This is a genomic window from Streptomyces puniciscabiei, assembly GCF_006715785.1.
Taxonomy (GTDB): Bacteria; Actinomycetota; Actinomycetes; order Streptomycetales; family Streptomycetaceae; genus Streptomyces; species Streptomyces puniciscabiei.
Window position 1 is genome coordinate 5,910,204 of record NZ_VFNX01000001.1, and the last position, 20,493, is coordinate 5,930,696.

A 20,493-nucleotide genomic window follows, 5' to 3' on the forward strand; every position below is an offset into this window, starting at 1 on the left:
CACGTGCTTCACCACCTTTCCGGCCTCCCTCCCCTGGCCCGCTTCGGCGACCGCGTCGCCACGGGTCTCGTCGACGTGACCAGCGACCCGGCCGCCCTGGACTCCACGGGCTTCTGGGCCGTCTGCGCGGACTTCGAGGGCGGCCTGACCTGCGCCCGCTTCGCGGACGTGCGCGAGGAGCCGGTGCCCGCCCCGGTGCCGGGCGGCTGGCGGGGCCCGGCGGTGGGGGAGTGGACCTCCTCCCTGGACCGGGCCGCGTACACGACCGCTGTCCGCCGGATACGCGAGCACATAGCGGCCGGCGAGGTCTACCAGGCCAACCTCTGCCGGGTGCTCGGCGCGCCGGTCGCCCCGGACGCCGACGTCGACGCCCTGACCGCCCTGCTGGCGCGCGGCAACCCGGCGCCGTACGCGGGGACGATCAGGCTGCCCGAGCACGGCGTGGAGATCGCCACCGCCTCGCCCGAGCTGTTCCTGCGCCGTCGCGGGCGTGTCGTGGAGTCGGGGCCGATCAAGGGCACCGGACGCACGGAGGCGGACCTGCTGGAGAAGGACTACGCCGAGAACGTGATGATCGTGGACCTGGTCCGCAACGACATCGGGCGTGTCTGCGCGACCGGCAGCGTCACCGTCCCCGATCTGTGCGCCGTGGAGAAGCACCCCGGCCTGGTCCACCTGGTCTCCACGGTCCGCGGCGAGCTGCGGGACGGGGCGGGCTGGCCGGACCTGCTGGCCGCCGCCTTCCCGCCCGGCTCGGTGACCGGTGCCCCCAAGTCGAGCGCCCTCACGATCATCGAGGCCCTCGAGACCGCCCCGCGCGGGCCGTACTGCGGGGGCATCGGCTGGGTCGACGCCGACCGGGGCACGGGCGAGCTGGCCGTGGGCATCCGCACCTTCTGGATCGACCGGGGGGCCGGGATGCTGCGCTTCGGCACCGGCGCCGGCATCACCTGGGGCTCCGACCCCGAGGGTGAGTGGCGGGAGACCGAGCTGAAGGCGTCCCGGCTGCTCGCGGTAGCGTCGGGGGCGTACGAGGCAAGTGGAGAGGTGTTGGCATGAGGATCTGGCTGGACGGCGGGCTGCGGGACCTGGAGTCCGCCCGCGTCTCCGTCTTCGACCACGGGCTGACCGTCGGCGACGGCATCTTCGAGACGGTGAAGGCGGTCCACGGCAGGCCGTTCGCCCTCACCCGGCACCTGGACCGGCTGACCCGCTCGGCCCGGGGCCTCGGCCTGCCCGACCCCGACCACGACGAGGTCCGCGAGGCCTGCGCGGCGGTCCTGGAGGCGAACCCGATGCCGCTCGGCCGGCTGCGGATCACCTACACCGGCGGCCACGGCCCGCTCGGCTCCGACCGCGGCGAGCAGGGCCCGACCCTCGTGGTCGCCCTCGGCGAGACCACCCGCCGCCCCGACACCACCGCCGTGATCACCGTCCCGTGGACCCGCAACGAACGCGGCGCCCTCACCGGCCTGAAGACCACCTCGTACGCGGAGAACGTCGTCGCCCTCGCCCGCGCCCATGAGCACGGCGCGTCGGAAGCACTGTTCGGCAACACGGTCGGACAGCTCTGCGAGGGCACCGGGTCGAACGTCTTCGTCGTCCTCGACGGCGAGATCCACACCCCGCCGGTCGCCTCCGGCTGCCTGCCCGGCATCACCCGCGCGCTGACCGTCGAGTGGACCGGCGCCAAGGAGACCGACCTGCCGCTGGACGTACTGCGGGGCGCCGACGAGATCTTCCTCACCTCGACCCTGCGCGACATCCAGGCCATCCACCGCGTCGACGACCGCGAGCTGCCCGGCACCCCCGGCCCGGTGACCGCCAAGGCCATGCGGATCTTCGACGAGCGGTCCGGGCAGGACCTGGACCCCTGAGCCGGGGACGGGCCGAGGACGGTGCGGAAAACGGGCTGACTCGGTGGCCGGCCACGGGTAGAACACCTGTGATGACCACGACCCTGCGGCCGGTCGAGCCGCTGCAGCAGCACCCCGACGGCACCCGTTCCCGTCGCTACCAGGTGTGCGTGAACAGCCGCCCCGTCGGCGAGATCCACCTCGGCACCTCGCCGTCCCTCGGCGACTCGGTGGCCCGCGTCGTCGACCTGCGGATCGCCGAGCCCGACCGGCGGCGCGGCCGGGGCACGGTGGCCGCGCTCGCCGCCGAGGAGGTGGCGCGCGGCTGGGGCTGCACGCAGATCGAGACCCTGGTCCCCGCCTCGGCCGACATCGCCCTGCGCCTGTTCGGCGCCCTCGGATACACCCTGCGCAACCGCGGCATGGAGAAGCGCCTCGGCACCACCCCGCCCGGGCTGCCGCCGGGCAACAGGGCGCGGCCCATGACCGAAGCCGAGTTCGCCGCGTGGCTGGCGTCCGAGACCGAGCGGTACGCGCGCTCGTGGATCGAGCGCGGTGTCCCCGAGGCCACGGCCCACGCCAAGGCACGCAGGAACCACGAGGCACTGTTGCCGGACGGTCTCGCGACCGCCGGCATGATCTGCAGCGTCCTGGAGCACGAAGGGACCCGGGTGGGCACGCTGTGGGTCGCCCTGCAGGACACCAGGGCGTACGTGTTCGACGTAGCGGCCGACGCGGCCCAGCGCGGCCGGGGACACGGCCGCACGCTGATGCTGCTGGCCGAGCGCCAGGCGATCGAGGCCGGCCGGCCGGTCCTAGGCCTCAATGTGTTCGCGGGCAACACCCCGGCCGAGCGGCTGTACGAGTCACTCGGCTACGAGACGACGACCCACTCCCTCGCCAAACCCCTGCTCTAGGCACCGGCCGGGCTCCCGCGGTGCGTCCCGCGGCGTGTCCCGCGGCGTGTCCTGGGGCGCGGCTCAGGCCTCCTGGCCGCCCAGCAGCCGGTCGGCGATCTCCTCGATGCGCGTCCGCAGCCCCTCCTGGCTCTTGCCGCCGTCGAGGCGTTCCCCGCCGATGACGTACGTCGGCGTGCCGGTCACCCCGATCGCCTTGCCCTCGGCCTGGTCGGCGTCCACGATCAGGATGTGCCGGCCGTCGATCAGCGCGGTGTCGAACTCCTCGGCGTCCAGGCCCAGTTCACGGGCCACCTCGACCAGGAAGGGCTCGCCCCCGCGATCCAGCTCCTCGACCCGCTCCAGCACGGCCTCCACGTACGGCCAGCCCTTGCCCTGCACCAGCGCCTCCTCGGCGGCCTGCGCGGCGGCGAAGGCGTGCTTGTGCTTCTCCAGCGGGAAGTGCCGCAGCCGCAGCTCGAGACGGTCGCCGTAGCGGGCACGCAGGGCCCGGACGTCGTCCAGGGCGGTGCGGCAGTCGGGGCACTGGAGCTCGCACCAGACGTCGAGGACCGGGGCATCGCTGCGTGCGGGGGAGGAGTCGCTCATGCCGACCAGTCTTCCAGGCCGGACGCGGGCGACCCAATCGGGACGGCACGGCCGCCGTGCGGCTGCGGGATGCCACCGCCGTACGGCACGGCACCGGGATGCCACCGCCGTACGGCACCGGGACGCCACCGCCGTACGGCACCGCACCGGCACCCCAGTAGGAGACGACCCGGAGATGTCCCTGATGTCCGGCGCGGGCGTGGCATCGCGAGGACGGGGCGGGGCAGGATGGAGGTGGACGGGGGCCGCGCGCCGTGCCGGTGCGCCGCGTCCGCCGAGCGTCGCCCTCCATCCGACCGAGCCCGCCAGGAGGACCGGATGATTGCCGAGACCGTCTGCTCCGCCGTCTCCGTGGCAGGCCTGGGCATCGCGGTGGTCACGGCCTACCGCAGGCGTTTCCTCGCGGCGACCCGCATCGCCGCCTACTCACTGGTGCCGGTCGGCCTGGTGATGACCGGGGTCGTCGGCTGGCTCGCCGACACCGCCTTCAGCCCCACCGCCTGGGCGGGCTTCGGGGTGCTGGGCGCGGCCTGGCTCCTGTTCGCGGGCACCCGGGCGGTCGAACGCCGGCGCGGTGGCACCCGCGCCGAGCGCAAGGCGGCCCGCGGCGACCGGTCCGATGCCGTGGCCCCGGGGGCCTCCGCGCCTTCCCTGGGCCCGAGCACCCGGCCCGCGACCGGCTCCGCGACCGGCTCCGCCACCACCCCGCGGGCCAAGGGGTCCACCGACGACTTCAGTGACATCGAGGCCATCCTCAAGAAGCACGGCATATGACCGACCGCATGCCGCGCCAGGGCGCTCTGCCCCGTCCTACTGAATCGACACAGAGCGACGCGCGCACGTCCGGAACCGTTCACAACCCGAAGCAAGTCGGGCGAGACGGCGCGTTATGTGGCAACTCCCGCATCACGCGGGTGTGTTGATCGCGTACGGGGTCCGTCCTGCGTCATGATCTGCGGCGAGATGCTGGACACGAGACAGAGCGAGGCCGCGCCGCCGAAGGACGAGCCGCGCGGGTGCCTCTTCGCCCTATCCCAGCCACCGCTGATGATCTTCCTTGCGGTGATCGGGTGTCTGCTGCTCATGGCTGCGCTGCACGACCTGCTGTTGCTGTGAGCCGTACACGTCCGTCCCGGCGCCACCCGCCGGGACCGACGTCGCTCCGACTCTGTTGCGACCAGCGACAACGCACCCGCATGCCGCGCACGACAAGAACCCCCCTGAGGCGCTTCCCCGCGCGCTCGTCACCCCGTCGCTTCCTTGCGGCGCGCCCGGTACGCGGCCACGTGCAGGCGGTTTCCGCAGGTGCGGCTGTCGCAGTAGCGGCGCGAGCGGTTGCGGGAGAGGTCGACGAAGGCGCGCCGGCAGTCCGGTGCCTCGCAGCGCCGCAGTCGCTCCCGCTCCCCGGCCACCACGAAGAAGGCCAGTGCCATCCCGCAGTCGGCGGCGAGATGGTCGGCCACGGAGGCGCCGGGTGCGAAGTAGTGCACATGCCAGTCGTAGCCGTCGTGGTCGGTCAGGCGCGGGGTGGTGCCCGCCGCGGCGACCAGTTCGTTGATCAGCCCCGCTGTGGTGCGGGCGTCCGGCGCCGCGAAGATCGCAGCGAACCGCCCCCGGACCCTGCGCACCGCCGAGAGATCGAACTCCGACAGCACACCGACATCGCTGATCTTGTGGTTTCGTACGAAATCCGCGAGAGCCGGGACATCAGGCAGTCCGTCGTCCGCCGCGTCGTCCTCCGGCGCGGTGTTCACCAGATCCACCACGGTGTCGAGGGCGCACCGGGTGTCGTGGGTGATCAGCACGTTTCGCTCCCTGGCCTGAGGGTCGGGCGGACGCCCGCCGATGCTGGCCGATGGTAGCGACAACCCCGCCCACCGCACCGGTCCGCGCCCGACCGGGACTGCCCGTAGAACGCCTTCGCGCCCGAGCTGGTTCCCGCCCGCGCCGGCCTGCGCGGGGGAGGCCCGCGGTAGGTCGGAGGCACAGACCGGCGCCGTCGCGCGTGAATCGCTCACGGTGACGGCGCCGGGCTGTGCCGTATGCGGTTGTCTTGGCCCGAGCCGTCTCCCCGAGTGGACGGCGCCGGGCTGCTTTCGGCCGCGACCTAGCTCTCCGCCAGGATGTGCGAGAGCTCCTGATCCAGATCGAAGTGCCGGTGCTCCGTGCCGGGTGGCACGGCGGCGTCGGTCCGCTTCAGGAAGGACTCCAGGGCTCGCGCCGGGGCCTCGAGCAGGGCCTCCCCCTCCGGGGAGCTGAGGGCGATGCACACGACGCCCTGACCGTGGCTGCGCGACGGCCAGACACGGACGTCGCCGGTTCCGGTGGGCCGATGGAGCCCCTCGGCGAGGAGGTCGCGGGCGAACACCCACTCGACGGTCTCCTCGGCTCCGGTGTGGAAAGTGGCGTGCACGGCGTAGGGGTCGGCCGTGTCGTACCGCAGGCCTGCGGGGACAGGCAGGGAGGACTCGCTCGACACAACGAGGCGCAGGTGCAGCTCGCAGCTGACCGTGGTGTTCATAAGCGCCAGGGCCTTTCGCTCAGTGTGCGCTCGGGGATTCGCACGTCGGCGAAATCGACATGCCACCTACGATGCCGTTGTAAACCCCTCTGAGGGTTTTGCGTGTCTTTACGTAACTCTTCCGGCCGAGAACTCGTACGAGATCTACGACCATTCCGGTGACTGGATTCACTCCGGTAGGGTTTGTCTGTATGAATACGGGGAGTGACGAGCCGGGCGAGGTCGTCGTGGTGGCGGACAAGGCGAGGACGGACCGGCAGGAACCCGGGCAGAACGACGGACAGGACACCGGTGGCGGCCTCGGTTCCCGGGCGCCGGAATTCATCAAGACGCGTCGGCTGCTGCACCTGAGCTGGCAGGTCGGCGTCTTCGTGGTGGGCCTCGGGGTCGTCGTCGCCGGTGTCGTCATGCTGCCGCTGCCGGGGCCCGGCTGGGTGGTGATCTTCGGCGGCATGGCGATCTGGGCGACCGAGTTCGTCTGGGCGCAGCTCGTGCTCCGCTGGACGAAACGCAAGGTCACCGAGGCGGCCCAGCGGGCCCTCGACCCCAAGGTGCGCCGGCGCAACATCGCGCTGACCGTGATCGGGCTGGTGGTCGTGGCCGTGCTGGTCGGGATCTACGTGTGGAAGTTCGGCCTCGTCATGCCGTGGAAGATCAAGAGCCAGTGACCCGGCTCCGCCGCCCGGACGTCCGCCGCCCCGGTCCGTGGTCGGAAGCACCGCCTGACATGGGGTAATGTTCTTCCTGCGCCCGGGCGATTAGCTCAGTGGGAGAGCGCTTCGTTCACACCGAAGAGGTCACTGGTTCGAACCCAGTATCGCCCACCCGGACCGACGGCCCACCTGCGAAAAAGCAGGTGGGCCGTCGGCGTATGCGCTTCCCCGCCGGGCCACCGCACCCCACCGACCGACTCCGGCGCCGAGCAGCGGGTTCAGGCGTCCTACCGGTGTGCTGCGAGACCCCGTCGACGACTGGCCGATCCGGGCTCCCTGCTCGCCTTTCGGCGGCCCGAGTCGGCCCCAGGTCTCCTGCGCGGCTTTCGGTGGCGAGAGGCGGCTCCAACCCTTGTGCGGGACTGCTGCGACCAGTGGTTCCGGCCTCGGGCGGGGCTTCGGGCGGGTGGTTGATCCGGGTCTCCTGCGTGGTCTTCGCCGGCAGGGGGTGGCTTGCGGGCTGGGGCGTGGTTTTGGGTGGCGGCGGGTGGTTGCAGGGCTTGTGCGGGACTGCTGCGACCAGTGGTTCCGGCCTCGGGCGGGGCTTCGGGCGGGTGGTTGATCCAGGTCTCCTGCGCGGTCTTCGCCGGCAGGGGGTGGCTTGCGGGCTGGGGCGTGGTTTTGGGTGGCGGCGGGTGGTTGCAGGGCTTGTGCGGGACTGCTGCGACCAGTGGTTCCGGCCTCGGGCGGGGCTTCGGGCGGGTGGTTGATCCAGGTCTCCTGCGCGGTCCTCACCAGCAGGAGGTGGCTTCCGGGGCTGCGGCGCGGATTCCGGTGGCCAAAGGTGGTTCCAGGGCCCCTGCGGAACTGCGGCAGGCAGCGGTTGGTCTCCTGCGCGGACCATGGCGGCGAGCTGCCGGCTCTGCGCTTCGAGTACCGGCTCGAGGTGCGAGCACTGCATCCACGCACCCTGCTCCGGCTCCAGGCATCCCTTCTCCGGGATGAGCAGCGGCTCCCAGACCTTCGCCGAGGTTGCCGGGCTGGCGATCGGTGCAGGACCAGGTGGGCCGGTGCCCGAGTCGCCGAACCAGCATCCGTCGTCGCGGCCGCATCCCCGTGCGCCTCGACCCGGCGCCGCCGTAGGAAGCGCCCCCGACCCGGGTCTGCCGCCTGCACGCTTCTCGCGCCGAGCTCAGCGCGCAATCGGCCGGCCTTTGCCGCCCGGCGACATCCCTCGTGCGCAGCGGCACGGCGCCCGATCGCGAACGCGGCCACCAACCGTCCGCCGCCAGCCTTCCCGCATCACCAGGTCCTCTCCGCGCCGCAGGCGACCAGCAGCGAAGCCGAAACAACCCGCAGGCCGACGGCTCGGCAGATCGACAGATCGATAGACCGACAGAGCCGACGGCCCCTCGCCCGCGCGCGACGGCCGTCAACCCGACCGACCCGCCGGCACATCACAGAACCGGCACTCGACCGCCCTGCGCCGTGTAGACGACTGCGCGCCGCCCCCCGCCGAAAGCCCGCAGCCTCCGCCACGCACACGCTTCGGACCCCGCCCGCACGCCCACCACGGGCACCCACCGACGGGCACCCTCCGGCCGGCGTGGTCCAGGCGTACTCGCCGCCCTGCCCGGCCGAGAGGCCCCGGCCGCCTCGATTCAACCTGTCGGCCCCACCCCGCTCACCTGCGGGAACCGGCAGCGCAACAGTTACAGGGACAGTCGCGGGAACGGCCGGCGGCCCGACCCCGGACCGGCGCCGTCCGCAAGAAAATCCTGTCCGACGCATTGACGCACCCCGAACCCCTCCGTAACTTGTGCCAGCAAGCGCTTACTTGAAACGATTCATGACGCGGCGACGATGCTGCGGGGAGGGCCCCACCATGGGAACCAGCAGGAATCCGGAGAGGCGTACGATCCTGAAGGCCGCAGGGGCCTCGGCGGCCGCGCTGGGCCTCGCCGCGACGACCGGGTGCGGGGGCGGAAGCGGTTCCGGGGACGGGACGGTGTCGATCCGTTACTCATGGTGGGGTGCCGAGGAGCGGGCCAAGAAGATCAACCGGACCATCGCCCTCTTCGAGAAGAAGTACCCGAAGATCAAGGTCAAGACCGACTTCCAGACCTACGCGTCCTTCTGGGAGAAGTTCCAGACCCAGGCCGCCGGCGGAAATCCCCCGGACGTTTTCCAAAATGCCGTCACCTTTCTCCGGAAGTACGACAAGCGCGGAATTCTCCTCGACCTCAAGTCTCAGGTGCAGGCAGGTAATCTGACTCTGAATCACTTCCGGGACGGCGTGACGAAGGTCGGCGAGGTCGACGGAAAGCAGCTCGGAATTCCTGTCGGTTCCAACACCATGGCCCTCGTCATCGACAAGAAGGTGTTCCAGAGGGCCGGCGTCGAGCCGCACCCGGGATGGACCTGGGACGACTACTTCAAGGCCCTGAAGACCATCCACGACAGGACGAGGGTCCCCGGGGACACCGGCTACTTCACCATCATGTACCTCTACGACCTCTACCTCCGCCAGAACGGCAAGGCCTTCTACACCAAGGACGGACTCGGCTTCGACAGGGCCGATCTGACGGAGTGGTGGACCGACGGCTACAACCGGGTCAAGGCGGGCATCGTCACCGACCCGAAGGTCGTCCAGCAGGACAGCCCCAAGTCCTCCCTCTCCGCCGGCCACGGCGCCTCCGAGTTCACCTGGGACAACTTCACCGTCCGCTACTCCGCCGAGGGCAACAGCACCTACGGCCTCGCGCCCATCCCCACCACGGACGGCAGGCACACCGGCCAGTACCTCGCCTCCCTGATGCTCAGCGCCTCCGCCCACACCTCCCACCCCAAGGAGGTCGCCCAGTTCATCGACTTCATGGTCCACGACCCCGAGGTCGGCAAGATCATGGGCTACGACCGGGGCATCCTCGCCGGCACCGAACAGTACGAGGCGTACAAGCCGACCGACGCGGTGAACAAGGAGATCGCGCAGTACGAGGCCGACACCGCCGAGGCGGGCGTCCTCGGCGCGATCACCCCGCACCCCTCCGGTGCCGACACCATCGAGGCCGCCTTCCTGCGCATCGGCGGCGACCTCGGACAGGGCAGGACGAAGGTCGCGGACGCGGTGAAGCAGTTCTTCACCGAGGCCGAGGCCGCCTTCCAGGCCTGATGGGAACCGCCGTGACGCTCGTCAAGGACTCCGTGCGCGCGACCCGCAAGGCACGCTCGGCCGCCACCGCCACCCCGGGGCGGCCGGGCCGTCGGCGCGAGAACCTCGCCGGTTACCTCTTCATGTCCCCGTGGATCGCCGGTTTCCTGCTGCTGACCGCGGGCCCCATGGCCGCCTCGCTGTACTTCGCGTTCACCGACTACAACCTCTTCAACACCCCGAAGTGGGTCGGGCTCGACAACTTCACCAAGATGTTCGACGACCCACGCTGGCAGAAGTCGGTGGAGGTGACCGCCAAGTACGTGGTCATCGGCACCCCGCTGAAGCTGCTGCTCGCCCTCGGCGTCGCCCTGCTGCTGGCGCAGAGCCGCCGCGGCCAGGCCTTCTACCGGGCTGCCTTCTACGCCCCCTCGCTGATCGGCGCGAGCGTCTCCGTCGGCTTCGTCTGGCGGTCGCTGTTCTCCGACGGCGCGATCGTGGACCGCACCCAGTCCTTCTTCGGCTGGCACGTCGGCGGCTGGGTCGGCAACGCCGACTGGGTGCTGTACTGCCTGGTCGCGCTGACGGTGTGGCAGTTCGGCGCCCCGATGGTCATCTTTCTGGCGGGGCTGAAGCAGGTGCCGAGGGAGCTCTACGAGGCCGCCGAGATGGATGGCGCGGGCCCGTTCCGGAGGTTCTGGAGCATCACCCTGCCGATGATCTCCCCGGTGCTGTTCTTCAACGTGCTGCTGGAGACCATCCACTCCTTCCAGATCTTCGGCTCGGCCTACGTCGTCTCCAACACCTCCTGCGGACCGGCCGACGCCACGCTCGTCTACACCTGCTACCTGTACCAGCAGGGCTTCAAGAACGCCCAGATGGGCTTCGCCTCCGCCATGGCCTGGATGCTGCTGCTCGCCGTGGCCCTGGTGACGGCCGTCCTCTTCTGGTCCCAGAGGAAGTGGGTGCACTACGAGGAGGACGCCCGATGAGCGCGACCACGACGAAACCGGTCCTCACCCGCCGGCGCACCGGCTCCCTCGCCTGGCATCTCGGCGCCCTGCTGATCCTCGCCGTCATCCTCTACCCGGTGATCTGGGTGATCGGCGCCTCGTTCAAGCCCGGCAAGGACATCATCAACAGCCTCACGCTGGTGCCGTCGCACCCGATCCTGTCCAACTTCAAGGGCCTCGCCGACGGCATAGCGGATGTCAGCGTGTGGACGTTCTTCCAGAACTCCCTCTTCTACGCGCTCGGTGCCGTCGCCGGCGTGCTGATCTCCTGCTCGCTGACCGCGTACGCGTTCGCCCGCATCAGGTTCGCCGGGCGCAACCTGCTCTTCTCGCTCATGATCGGCACGCTCCTGCTGCCGTACCACGTGCTGCTGATCCCGCAGTACGTGATGTTCCAGAAGCTCGGCTGGATCAACACCTACACCCCGCTGCTGATCGGCAAGTACCTCGCCGTCGACGCCTTCTTCGTCTTCCTCATGGTGCAGTTCATGCGGGGCCTGCCCCGCGAACTGGACGAGGCGGCCCGGCTCGACGGCTGCGGGCATCTGCGCATCTACTGGTCGATCGTGCTGCCGCTGTGCCGGCCCGCGCTCATCACCAGCGCGATCTTCACCTTCATCAACGCCTGGAACGACTTCATGGGCCCGCTGATCTACCTCAACGAACCCGGCAAGTACACGGTCTCGCTGGGCCTGATGATGTTCCGCGACTCCGACGGCGTGGCCGCCGACTACGGCGGCATGATCGCCATGTCCCTGGTCGCGCTGCTGCCCGTGCTGCTGTTCTTCCTCGCCTTCCAGCGGTATCTGATCGACGGCATGGCGACCTCCGGACTGAAGGGCTGAGGCGACCGGCATGGCCGAAGCGCGCGTGAAGGCACGCAAGGAGTCCGTTGTCGCCCAGCGGTTCGCCGTCTTCGCCGAGTGTCTGCTGACCGGCGTGTGGATCGCGGTGGCCTGCCTCGGGGTCGTCACCTACCCGGCCGCCTTCGCCGCGGGCGCCCGCCATCTGCGCCGCCGTACCGGCCACCGGCGAGGCGGCTGGCGGGAGTTCGCCGCCGATGTCCGGGCCGCCCTGCGCGGCGGCTGGGCGGTGGGGCTCGCCGGCTGGGTCCTCGCGGCGCTGGCCCGGGTGGACGTACAGGCCGTACGCGCCGGGCTGCCCGGCGGGCCGCTGGTGGGGGCCGTGGGGCTGTTCGCGCTGATCGGGCTCGCCGTGGCCGGCCTGCGCGCGGCGGCCGTCTGGGCGCCGGGGGAGCGCTGGCGGGCGCTGCTCGCCGCGGCGGGGCGCCGTACCGTACGCGACCCCGCCGGATCCTTCCTGCTGGTCGGCGGGGCGGTCCTCACCGTCTGCTCCGCCCTGCTCATCGCCCCGCTGGCGGTCCCCGTGCTCGGGGCCGTCGCGGCGGCGGCCGTCGCCGTGGAGGAGCGCTACCGGCGCCGCTGACGGCTCCCGAGGCCGGTGCCCTGGGCGCCGCGCGTTTCTCTGTCATGCCCCTGACCAGCCACCCATCCCCGTACGGAAGGAAAGGCATGTCTCCCATCCCGCGCAGATCCCTGCTCAAGGCGGCCGCCGCGGTCGGCGCCGCCACCCGGTTCAGCTGGGCGCTCGGGGCACAGGACGCGCAGGCCGCGCCCGCCGCCGCGGCCGACGGTGCCGACCCCGTCACCCTGGACTGGCTGGAGGACGGCGGTCTCGGCGCGGCGCCCGGCTCCACCGTCGGCGTGCCCTGGCCCCTGGGCGCCTACCAGGAGGACCAGACCTTCGCGCTCACCGACGCCGGCGGCAAGGACGTACCCGTACAGAGCTGGCCGCTCGCCTACTGGCCCGACGGTTCCCTCAAGTGGACGGCCCACGCGGTGAGTTCCGGCAGCGGGAAGCTGACCCTCACCGCCGGGACGCCCGCCGCACCCGGCCAGAAGGTCACGGTCGACAGGACCGGCGGCACCGTCGACGTCTCCACCGGCGTCATCACCGCGAGGATCGGCAAGAGCGGCGCCACCCTGATCAAGTCCGTCACCCGCGGCTCGACCGAGATCGCGAAGAACGGCCGGCTCGTCCTCGTCCGGCAGCCCGAGATCGAGGACGAGGACCAGGGCACCGTGAGGACCGAGCGGTTCGACGGCGCCGTCGACGAGGTGACCGTCGAACAGGACGGCCCGGTCCGCGCGGTCGTCCGCATCGACGGCAAACACCGCAAGGGCGACCGCGGTTGGCTGCCGTTCTCGCTCCGCCTGTACTTCTACGCGGGCGCCGACTCCTTCCGCATGGTGCACACCATCACCTACGACGGCACCCAGGAGCCCGGCAGGGCGAGCGGCGACTTCGTCCGCGGCCTCGGCGTCCGCTTCACCGTGCCGATGCGCGACGCGGCGTACGACCGGCACATCCGCCTCGGCGGCGAGGGCACCGGGCTGCTGCGCGAGGCCGTCCAGGGCATCACCGGACTGCGCCGCGACCCGGGCGCCGCCGTGCAGTCGGCCCAGTACGAGGGCAGGAAGCTGCCCGACCCCGCCACCTGGGACCAGCGGGTCACCACCCGCCTGCAGTACATCCCGCACTGGGGCGACTACACCCTCTCCCAGCTCTCCGCCGACGGCTTCACCGTCCGCAAGCGCACCAAGAAGGGCTACGGCTGGATCGCCGCCGGCGGCGGCAGGCGAGCCTCCGGCTTCGGCTACGTCGGCGGCGCGAGCGGCGGACTCTCCTTCGGGCTGCGCGACTTCTGGGAGAAGTTCCCCGCCCAGCTGGACATCCGCGACGCCCACACCGGCGAGGCCACCGTCACCCTCTGGCTCTGGTCGCCCGAGGCCCAGCCGATGGACCTGCGCTTCTACCACGACGGCATGGGCCAGGACACCTACGCCCAGCAGCTCGAAGGCCTCAACATCACCTACGAGGACTACGAGCCCGAGTTCGGCACCCCCTACGGCATCGCCCGGACCTCCGAACTCCTCTTCTGGGCCAACGACTCCACACCCGACGCCGACGCCCTGGCCGGGCAGCTCCAGGCGGTACGGGTGCTGCCGCAGCTTGCCGCGCCCCCCAAGCAGCTCATCAAGGCCAAGGTCTTCGGCCCCGGCCTGTTCTCCGAGCCGGACCGCTCCACCCCGGCGAAGGCGAAGATCGAGGACCACCTCGACTTCCTCTTCACCTACTACAAGGACCAGGTGGAGCAACGCCGTTGGTACGGCTTCTGGGACTACGGCGACTTCATGCACACCTACGACACCGTGCGCCACCAGTGGAGGTACGACGTCGGCGGCTACGCCTGGGACAACTCCGAGCTCTCGCCGGACCTGTGGCTCTGGTACGCGTACCTGAGAAGCGGCCGCAGCGACCTGTTCCGCTTCGCCGAGGCGCTCACCCGGCACACCGGCGAGGTCGACGTCTACCACCTCGGCAAGTGGGCGGGCCTCGGCACCCGGCACGGTGTGCAGCACTTCGGCGACAGCGCCAAACAGCAGCGCATCGCCAACACCACCTACCGCCGCTTCTACTACTTCCTCACCGCCGACGAACGCGTGGGCGACCTCATGCACGCCAACGTCGACTCCGACGAGACCTTCCTCGTCCTCGACCCCCAGCGCAAGGTCCGCACCGGCCCCTACACCCCCGACCGGCACGCCCTGTCGATCGGCTTCGGCACGGACTGGAGCGGCCTGGTGTCGGCCTGGCTGACCGAGTGGGAGCGCAAGGGCCCCAAGTGGGAGAAGGCCAGGGCGCGGGTGCTGTCCACCATGGAGGGCATCGCCGCCCAGCCCAACGGCTTCGTCCAGGGCAGCGGGCTGTACGACCTCGACACCGGGAAGTTCGCGGTCGCCGGCCAGCCGGTGGTCTCCGTCTCCCACCTCTCGGCGGTCTTCGGCCTCAACGAGCTTGCCGCCGAGCTGATCCACCTGGTCGACATGCCCGCGTTCAAGTCGGCCTACCTGGACTACTGCCGCTATTTCAACGCCACCAAGGCCGAGCAGAAGGCCCGTTACGGCTCCGACTTCGGCACGCTGCTGCTGTTCCAGGGCCACTCGCGCCTCGACGCCTACGCCGCCGTACAGACCGGTGACGCGACCCTCGCCAAGCGCGCCTGGACCAAGTTCTACGGCTCGGACGGCTACACCGAGTCCTCGCCGTGGAGGACGGAACAGCTGACCGGACCGGCCACCCTGGTCGAGGGCAGCGAGGCGAGCTGGGTGTCCAGCAACGACACCGCGCTCTACGGGCTCGCCGCCATCGAGAACCTGGCGCTGCTCGGCGACAGGATGCCGGGCCGGCGGTGAAGGGGAGCGCCGTCGCACGGGCGGCGGCGCTCACCCACCGAGTGTGGTCCGGCGCCCGGCGCGGCGCATGAGTACGCGTACTCAGATGTGTGCACCCGTCCGGGGCAGACTCTGCCCATGGACTGGACCCACTACCGTTTCCGCAGCCTGTGGTCCCTGCCGGCGCCGCCCGCCGCGGTGTACGCGGTGCTGGAGCGGCCCGAGGACTATCCGGGCTGGTGGCCGCAGGTCCGCTCGGTGACGCGGCTGGACGCGGACACGGGTGTGATCACCGTTCGCTCCCTCCTGCCCTACGCCATGACCTTCACCGCACGGCAGCTCCGCCGCGACCCCGACGCCGGTGTGCTGGAGGTCACCCTGTCCGGTGACATGGAGGGCTGGGCGCGCTGGACGGTCACCGCCGAGGGCACCGGGACCCTCGCCCGCTACGACCAGGAGGTCCACGTGCACAAGCCGCTGCTCCGTCGGTTCGCCGTACCCGGCCGCCCGGTCTTCCGCGCCAACCACCGCCTGATGATGCGGTCCGGGCGGCGCGGACTGCTGCGCAGGCTGGAAGCGGTTTGAAGGAACCCCGCCGGGACCTGTATTGTTCACTGCGTTCCCGGGCGATTAGCTCAGTGGGAGAGCGCTTCGTTCACACCGAAGAGGTCACTGGTTCGAACCCAGTATCGCCCACCGGGAGAGGCCGGTCCGCAGCAGCGGACCGGCCTTCTGCGTGCTCGGCGGGCTCACGCCGCCGCCGGCAGCTCCGGCCTGAGCGGCCAGTCCGTGCTGACGATCTCGTCCGAGCCGCTGCGCGCGAACCAGGCCTGCAGCCCGCGGGCCTGCGCCGCGTGCCAGCCCGTCTGGAGCGTGTGCAGCTCGGCGGGGGACAGGCGCTCGAGGCGGGTCGCGAAACGCCGGCCCAGGGCCCGTACGACGTCCAGCGCGGCCAGTGCGTCGGCCGCGGCGTCATGAGCGCCCTGCAGCGTCACGCCGTAGTGCTCGCACAGGTCGGTCAGGGTGCGGCGGCCCTTGCGGTAGCGGTCCAGGTGTTTGTCCAGCACGCGCGGGTCCAGCACCCTGAGCGGCGTCGACTCGAACCAGCGGTCCAGCGACGACGCCCGGTGCCGGCGCAACTCCCGGTCCAGCAGGGTGAGATCGAAGGGCGCGTTCATCACCACCAGCGGGCGGCCCATCGCCGCGTGCTCCGCCAGCTGCTCGGCTATCTCGTACATCACCGGCGCCGGCCATCGGCCGTTGTGCTGCAGGTGCTCCTCGGTCAGCCCGTGCACCGCCGTGGCCTCCGCGGGCACCGGCACCCCCGGGTTCACCAGCCAGCGGGTGACCCGCGGCCGGGTCCCCGGCGCGTCCTGGACGACGACGGCGGCCGACACGATCCGGTCGGTCTCGACGTCCACGCCCGTCGTCTCCGTGTCGAAGGCGGCCAGCGGCCCCTCGTACCAGTACGTCATCCCAACCCAACTCCTCGTTCACCCAGGGCAGGTGACGTTCCGTCTTCTGCCCGTTTGGTGATACCCGGGCTGTTTGCGGCGTACGCCGGGAGGAGACAACAGGAGTACGGGTCTTTGCAGTTCAGCGGCCCTCAGCGGGGAAACACTTGGTTTGGAAGGCTGTTGGTCATGGCCATTGCGCAGCCCGAGCGGGGCGGGCTGCTGCCCGATCGCACGGGCCCCCTCCGCGGCACGCTCGCCACCACGGCCTGCATGGAGACACTGCAGGTCGGCTATCTGCACGCGGTCGCCGCCGCGGCCGGCTGCTCGCTGTCCCAGCCCTTCCCGGACAACGGCATCGACTGGCACGTCAGCCACAGCGCGCCCGGACACACCGTCGACGACGAGGTGACCATCAAGGTGCAGCTGAAGGCCACGTACCAGGTCGCGCCGAACCCTCCGGGCCGCACCTTCTCCTTCACCCTCGACAACGACCATCTGCGCAAGCTCGCCCGCACACCCGTCTCGGTGCACAAGATCCTGGTCGTCATGCTCGTCCCGCGCTCGCAGGACGACTGGCTGCGCGCCAGCCACGACCGGCTCGACCTCAGGCACTGCTGCTACTGGGTCAACCTGGCCGGCCACCCGATCACCGGCCGGCACCGGACCACCGTGCGGATCCCGACCACGCGCATCTTCGACGACCGGGCGCTCTGCGAGATCATGACGCGGGTCGGGACGGGAGGCAGGCCATGAGGAGCCGTCCGTACGAGGAGCTGCCGCGCCAGGTCCGGCCGCACCCCGACGACCTCCCCTGGAACCGGCCCCCGGACCCCGCCGAGGTCGACCCCGCCGTGCTCGGCGCCCTGCTGCACCGGCACGGCTGGCAGCGGCGCGGCGGAGCCCCCGGGCGCTACGGCCGCTGGACCCCGCCGGGGCCGGGCGGCGGCGGGACCAGCCTGCTGGTGCCGGAGAGCCGGGCCTTCCCGGACAGCGACGACCTGCTCGGCGAGGCCCTGGACGCCCTCGCCCGCAGCGGGACGCCCGCCGCCCGCGAGGTGCTGATCTCCCTCGCCGTGCCCAGCGACGAGATCCGCTGGTGGCGCGACACCCCGAGCGGGCCCGTCGGCGCCGCGCCCTGGGCGGCCGACGGGCAACTGCGCGGCGCCGCCCGGCAGATGCTGCTCGCCGCCGCGCTCGCCACACGCGCGCGTGCCGGGTACTACGGCGCCCGCCACCGCCGCTCCGCCGCCGCCCTCCTGCAGGACGTCCTCGTCGGCCCCGCCGCCGACGGCCGCCACCTCACCGCCTTCGTGCCCGTGCCCACCGGCCGCCCCCTCGCCGTCCGCCTCCACCAGGCCCTGTACGCCGCCCGCGAGGCCGTCGACTACCGGCGGGCCACCGGAGGCATGGACGCCTTCGACGGCGCGGTGGAGGCGGGGGTCAGCCGCGAGCTGACCGAGGCGCTGGCCGCGCTCGTGCGAGGCACCGAAGGGGCCAGGATCGCCGTCGCCTGGGCACCCGGCTCCGGCGTGCCCGAGGGCTGCGCTCCCTCCGCCGAACCCGTCGAGTTCTCACCCGGCGACCTGCCCGCGCTGCGCGAGGCCGCCGCCCGCTACCTGCGCGACGAACCCTCCGTTCCGGTCCGCGTCACCGGCGCCGTGATCCGCATGCGCCGCTCCGGACCCGGCGGCGAGGGCACCGTGCGGCTGCGCGTCCTGTCCGGCGCCGACGTCCCGCACGTCCGCGTCACCCTGGACGAGGAGGACTACCGCATCGCCGGCCACGCCCACCTCGTCGGCCTCCCGGTGCGGGTACACGGCAGGCTGGAGCGGCGCGGCGGCTTCCGCCGGCTCACCGGCGCCTCCGGCGTCGTACCCGTGCAGGTGGACGAGGGCGAGCGGGACCGGCTGATGAAGTCCCTGCAGGAGAACCTCGACTTCTTCGAGGAGGCGTGCGGGGAGGCGTACGGGGACGAGGACTGAGGCAGTAGGGGAGCGGGGACTGAGGGTGACCGTTTCGCGGTCGGCGCCGTCGGGTCGGTACGATCGCCTGTGCGCGCGCTCCTGGTACGGCGCCGCACCCCATCTTCAGTCAGGAGAGACCGGTGTCAGACGTCCGTGTGATCATCCAACGCGATTCCGAGCGGGAAGAACGCGTGGTGACGACGGGCACTACGGCCGCCGACCTCTTCGCGGGCGAGCGCTCGATCATCGCCGCGCGCGTGGGCGGCGAGCTGAAGGACCTCGCGTACGAGCTGTCCGACGGTGACGAGGTCGAGGGCGTCGAGATCTCGTCCGAGGACGGCCTGAACATCCTGCGCCACTCCACCGCGCACGTCATGGCGCAGGCCGTGCAGGAGCTGTTCCCCGAGGCCAAGCTGGGCATCGGCCCGCCCGTCAAGGACGGCTTCTACTACGACTTCGACGTGGAGAAGCCGTTCACGCCCGAGGATCTCAAGGCCATCGAGAAGAAGATGCAGGAGATCCAGAAGCGCGGGCAGCGCTTCTCCCGCCGTGTCGTCACCGACGAGGCGGCCCGCGAGGAGCTGGCGGACGAGCCGTACAAGCTGGAGCTGATCGGCCTCAAGGGCTCGGCGTCGCACGACGACGGCGCGGACGTCGAGGTCGGCGCCGGCGAGCTGACGATCTACGACAACCTGGACGCCAAGACCGGCGAGCTGTGCTGGAAGGACCTCTGCCGCGGTCCGCACCTGCCCTCGACCCGCCTCATCCCGGCGTTCAAGCTGATGCGCAACGCGGCCGCCTACTGGCGCGGCAGCGAGAAGAACCCGATGCTCCAGCGCATCTACGGCACCGCCTGGCCGTCCAAGGACGAGCTGAAGGCGCACCTGGACTTCCTCGCCGAGGCCGAGAAGCGCGACCACCGCAAGCTCGGCACCGAGCTGGACCTCTTCTCCATCCCGGAGCAGATCGGCTCCGGCCTCGCCGTCTTCCACCCCAAGGGCGGCATCGTCCGCCGGGTCATGGAGGACTACTCGCGGCGCCGCCACGAGGAAGAGGGCTACGAGTTCGTCTACACCCCGCACGCGACGAAGGGGAAGCTCTTCGAGACGTCCGGGCACCTGGACTGGTACGCCGAGGGCATGTACCCGCCCATGCAGCTCGACGAGGGCGTGGACTACTACCTCAAGCCCATGAACTGCCCGATGCACAACCTGATCTTCGACGCGCGCGGCCGCTCCTACCGCGAACTGCCGCTGCGCCTCTTCGAGTTCGGGACCGTGTACCGGTACGAGAAGTCGGGCGTCGTGCACGGCCTGACCCGCGCCCGGGGCTTCACCCAGGACGACGCGCACATCTACTGCACCCGTGAGCAGATGTCCGAGGAGCTGGACAAGACGCTCACCTTCGTCCTCGGCCTGCTGCGCGACTACGGCCTGACCGACTTCTACCTGGAGCTGTCCACCAAGGACCCGGAGAAGTTCGTCGGCTCCGACGAGGTCTGGGAGGAGGCGACCGAGACCCTGCGCCAGGTCGCCGAGAAGCAGGGCCTGCCCCTCGTGCCCGACCCGGGCGGCGCCGCCTTCTACGGCCCGAAGATCTCCGTCCAGGCCAAGGACGCCATCGGCCGGACCTGGCAGATGTCGACCATCCAGCTCGACTTCAACCTGCCCGAGCGGTTCAACCTGGAGTACACCGGCCCCGACGGCTCCAAGCAGCGCCCGGTCATGATCCACCGCGCGCTCTTCGGCTCCATCGAGCGGTTCTTCGCGGTCCTCCTGGAGCACTACGCGGGCGCCTTCCCGGCGTGGCTCGCCCCGGTCCAGGCGCTCGGCATCCCGATCGGCGACGCACACGTGGAGTACCTGGAGAAGTTCGCCGCGGCGGCCCGGAAGAAGGGCCTGCGCGTCGAGGTGGACTCCTCCTCGGACCGCATGCAGAAGAAGATCCGCAACGCCCAGAAGCAGAAGGTGCCCTTCATGGTCATCGCGGGCGACGAGGACATGTCGAACGGCTCGGTGTCCTTCCGCTACCGCGACGGCTCCCAGGAGAACGGCATCCCGTTCGACGAGGCCATCGCGAAGATCGCGCAGGTCGTCGAGGAGCGGGCCCAGGTCTGA

General features: G+C 71.2%; 19 protein-coding genes and 2 tRNA genes. 17 read left to right on the plus strand and 4 right to left on the minus strand.

Translation table 11 applies throughout. From position 1 onward, the window contains the following. The first annotated feature begins 3 nt into the window (after nt 1-3). From FB563_RS27405 to FB563_RS27415, 3 genes are all read left to right on the plus strand, one after another. On the plus strand, nt 4-1,059 hold the full coding sequence (locus tag FB563_RS27405; protein WP_055708470.1) for a chorismate-binding protein: 1,056 nt from the start codon (nt 4-6) through the stop codon (nt 1,057-1,059). Further along, nucleotides 1,056-1,877, plus strand: coding sequence for an aminotransferase class IV (locus FB563_RS27410; RefSeq protein ID WP_055708469.1), 822 nt, complete (start codon nt 1,056-1,058; stop codon nt 1,875-1,877). Before FB563_RS27405 ends, FB563_RS27410 begins: the two co-directional genes overlap by 4 nt. A 71-nt stretch (nt 1,878-1,948) precedes the next feature. Continuing rightward, nucleotides 1,949-2,773, plus strand: coding sequence for a GNAT family N-acetyltransferase (locus tag FB563_RS27415; RefSeq protein ID WP_055708468.1), 825 nt, complete (start codon nt 1,949-1,951; stop codon nt 2,771-2,773). Nucleotides 2,774-2,836: 63 nt separating this feature from the next. On the opposite strand, the gene FB563_RS27420 is transcribed toward FB563_RS27415, so the two are convergent. Beyond that, nucleotides 2,837-3,361, minus strand: coding sequence for a DsbA family protein (locus FB563_RS27420; protein ID WP_055708467.1), 525 nt, complete (start codon nt 3,359-3,361; stop codon nt 2,837-2,839). 318 nt (nt 3,362-3,679) lie between these two features. On the opposite strand from FB563_RS27420, the gene FB563_RS27425 reads away from it, so the two are divergent. Both FB563_RS27425 and FB563_RS43090 read left to right on the plus strand, forming a co-directional pair. Beyond that, nucleotides 3,680-4,135 carry a hypothetical protein gene (locus FB563_RS27425; RefSeq protein ID WP_055708466.1) on the plus strand — a complete coding sequence of 152 codons (456 nt, stop codon included), beginning with the start codon at nt 3,680-3,682 and terminating at the stop codon, nt 4,133-4,135. A gap of 189 nt (nt 4,136-4,324) precedes the next feature. Further along, the gene (locus FB563_RS43090) at nt 4,325-4,477 is read left to right on the plus strand and encodes a hypothetical protein (protein ID WP_165289388.1); all 153 of its coding nucleotides are present in this window, start codon (nt 4,325-4,327) and stop codon (nt 4,475-4,477) included. Nucleotides 4,478-4,605: 128 nt separating this feature from the next. On the opposite strand, the gene FB563_RS27430 is transcribed toward FB563_RS43090, so the two are convergent. Both FB563_RS27430 and FB563_RS27435 read right to left on the minus strand, forming a co-directional pair. Further along, complete coding sequence (locus tag FB563_RS27430; protein WP_055708465.1) at nt 4,606-5,166, minus strand: CGNR zinc finger domain-containing protein; 561 nt, start codon at nt 5,164-5,166, stop codon at nt 4,606-4,608. A 302-nt stretch (nt 5,167-5,468) separates the two neighbouring features. Then, complete coding sequence (locus FB563_RS27435; RefSeq protein ID WP_004002642.1) at nt 5,469-5,882, minus strand: SsgA family sporulation/cell division regulator; 414 nt, start codon at nt 5,880-5,882, stop codon at nt 5,469-5,471. Between the two features lie 191 nt (nt 5,883-6,073). On the opposite strand from FB563_RS27435, the gene FB563_RS27440 reads away from it, so the two are divergent. The 9 genes from FB563_RS27440 (at nt 6,074) to FB563_RS27480 (ending at nt 15,651) form a co-directional block, all read left to right on the plus strand. After that, nucleotides 6,074-6,550, plus strand: coding sequence for a TIGR02611 family protein (locus FB563_RS27440; RefSeq protein WP_055708464.1), 477 nt, complete (start codon nt 6,074-6,076; stop codon nt 6,548-6,550). Nucleotides 6,551-6,634: 84 nt separating this feature from the next. Further along, nucleotides 6,635-6,706: transfer RNA gene (locus FB563_RS27445), tRNA-Val, on the plus strand. A gap of 1,714 nt (nt 6,707-8,420) precedes the next feature. Continuing rightward, complete coding sequence (locus FB563_RS27450; RefSeq protein WP_055708369.1) at nt 8,421-9,707, plus strand: ABC transporter substrate-binding protein; 1,287 nt, start codon at nt 8,421-8,423, stop codon at nt 9,705-9,707. Continuing rightward, nucleotides 9,707-10,678, plus strand: a complete 972-nt coding sequence (locus FB563_RS27455; RefSeq protein WP_411573210.1) for a carbohydrate ABC transporter permease — start codon at nt 9,707-9,709, stop codon at nt 10,676-10,678. The genes FB563_RS27450 and FB563_RS27455 overlap by 1 nt, the downstream gene beginning before the upstream one ends. Beyond that, nucleotides 10,675-11,544 (plus strand): carbohydrate ABC transporter permease, encoded by an 870-nt coding sequence (locus FB563_RS27460; RefSeq protein ID WP_055708370.1) that lies wholly within the window; start codon nt 10,675-10,677, stop codon nt 11,542-11,544. Before FB563_RS27455 ends, FB563_RS27460 begins: the two co-directional genes overlap by 4 nt. Before the next feature lie 10 nt (nt 11,545-11,554). Beyond that, nucleotides 11,555-12,145, plus strand: coding sequence for a hypothetical protein (locus FB563_RS27465; protein ID WP_055708371.1), 591 nt, complete (start codon nt 11,555-11,557; stop codon nt 12,143-12,145). Between the two features lie 86 nt (nt 12,146-12,231). After that, complete coding sequence (locus FB563_RS27470) at nt 12,232-14,976, plus strand: exo-rhamnogalacturonan lyase family protein (protein ID WP_055708372.1); 2,745 nt, start codon at nt 12,232-12,234, stop codon at nt 14,974-14,976. Nucleotides 14,977-15,093: 117 nt separating this feature from the next. After that, entirely contained in the window at nt 15,094-15,540 is a 447-nt protein-coding gene (locus tag FB563_RS27475) for an SRPBCC family protein (protein WP_055708373.1), read from the plus strand. Nucleotides 15,541-15,579: 39 nt separating this feature from the next. Then, nucleotides 15,580-15,651, plus strand: a tRNA-Val gene (locus tag FB563_RS27480). 53 nt (nt 15,652-15,704) lie between these two features. Here the strand turns inward: FB563_RS27480 and FB563_RS27485 are convergent. Further along, nucleotides 15,705-16,430 (minus strand): 3'-5' exonuclease, encoded by a 726-nt coding sequence (locus FB563_RS27485; RefSeq protein WP_055708374.1) that lies wholly within the window; start codon nt 16,428-16,430, stop codon nt 15,705-15,707. A gap of 168 nt (nt 16,431-16,598) precedes the next feature. On the opposite strand from FB563_RS27485, the gene FB563_RS27490 reads away from it, so the two are divergent. The 3 genes from FB563_RS27490 to thrS all read left to right on the plus strand — a co-directional run bounded on the left by FB563_RS27490 (nt 16,599) and on the right by thrS (nt 20,493). Beyond that, nucleotides 16,599-17,165: a DUF4365 domain-containing protein gene (locus tag FB563_RS27490; protein ID WP_055708375.1), complete on the plus strand. Its 567-nt coding sequence runs from the start codon at nt 16,599-16,601 to the stop codon at nt 17,163-17,165. Beyond that, complete coding sequence (locus FB563_RS27495; RefSeq protein ID WP_055708376.1) at nt 17,162-18,394, plus strand: hypothetical protein; 1,233 nt, start codon at nt 17,162-17,164, stop codon at nt 18,392-18,394. The genes FB563_RS27490 and FB563_RS27495 overlap by 4 nt, the downstream gene beginning before the upstream one ends. Before the next feature lie 122 nt (nt 18,395-18,516). Beyond that, nucleotides 18,517-20,493 (plus strand): threonine--tRNA ligase, encoded by a 1,977-nt coding sequence (gene thrS / locus FB563_RS27500; RefSeq protein ID WP_055708377.1) that lies wholly within the window; start codon nt 18,517-18,519, stop codon nt 20,491-20,493.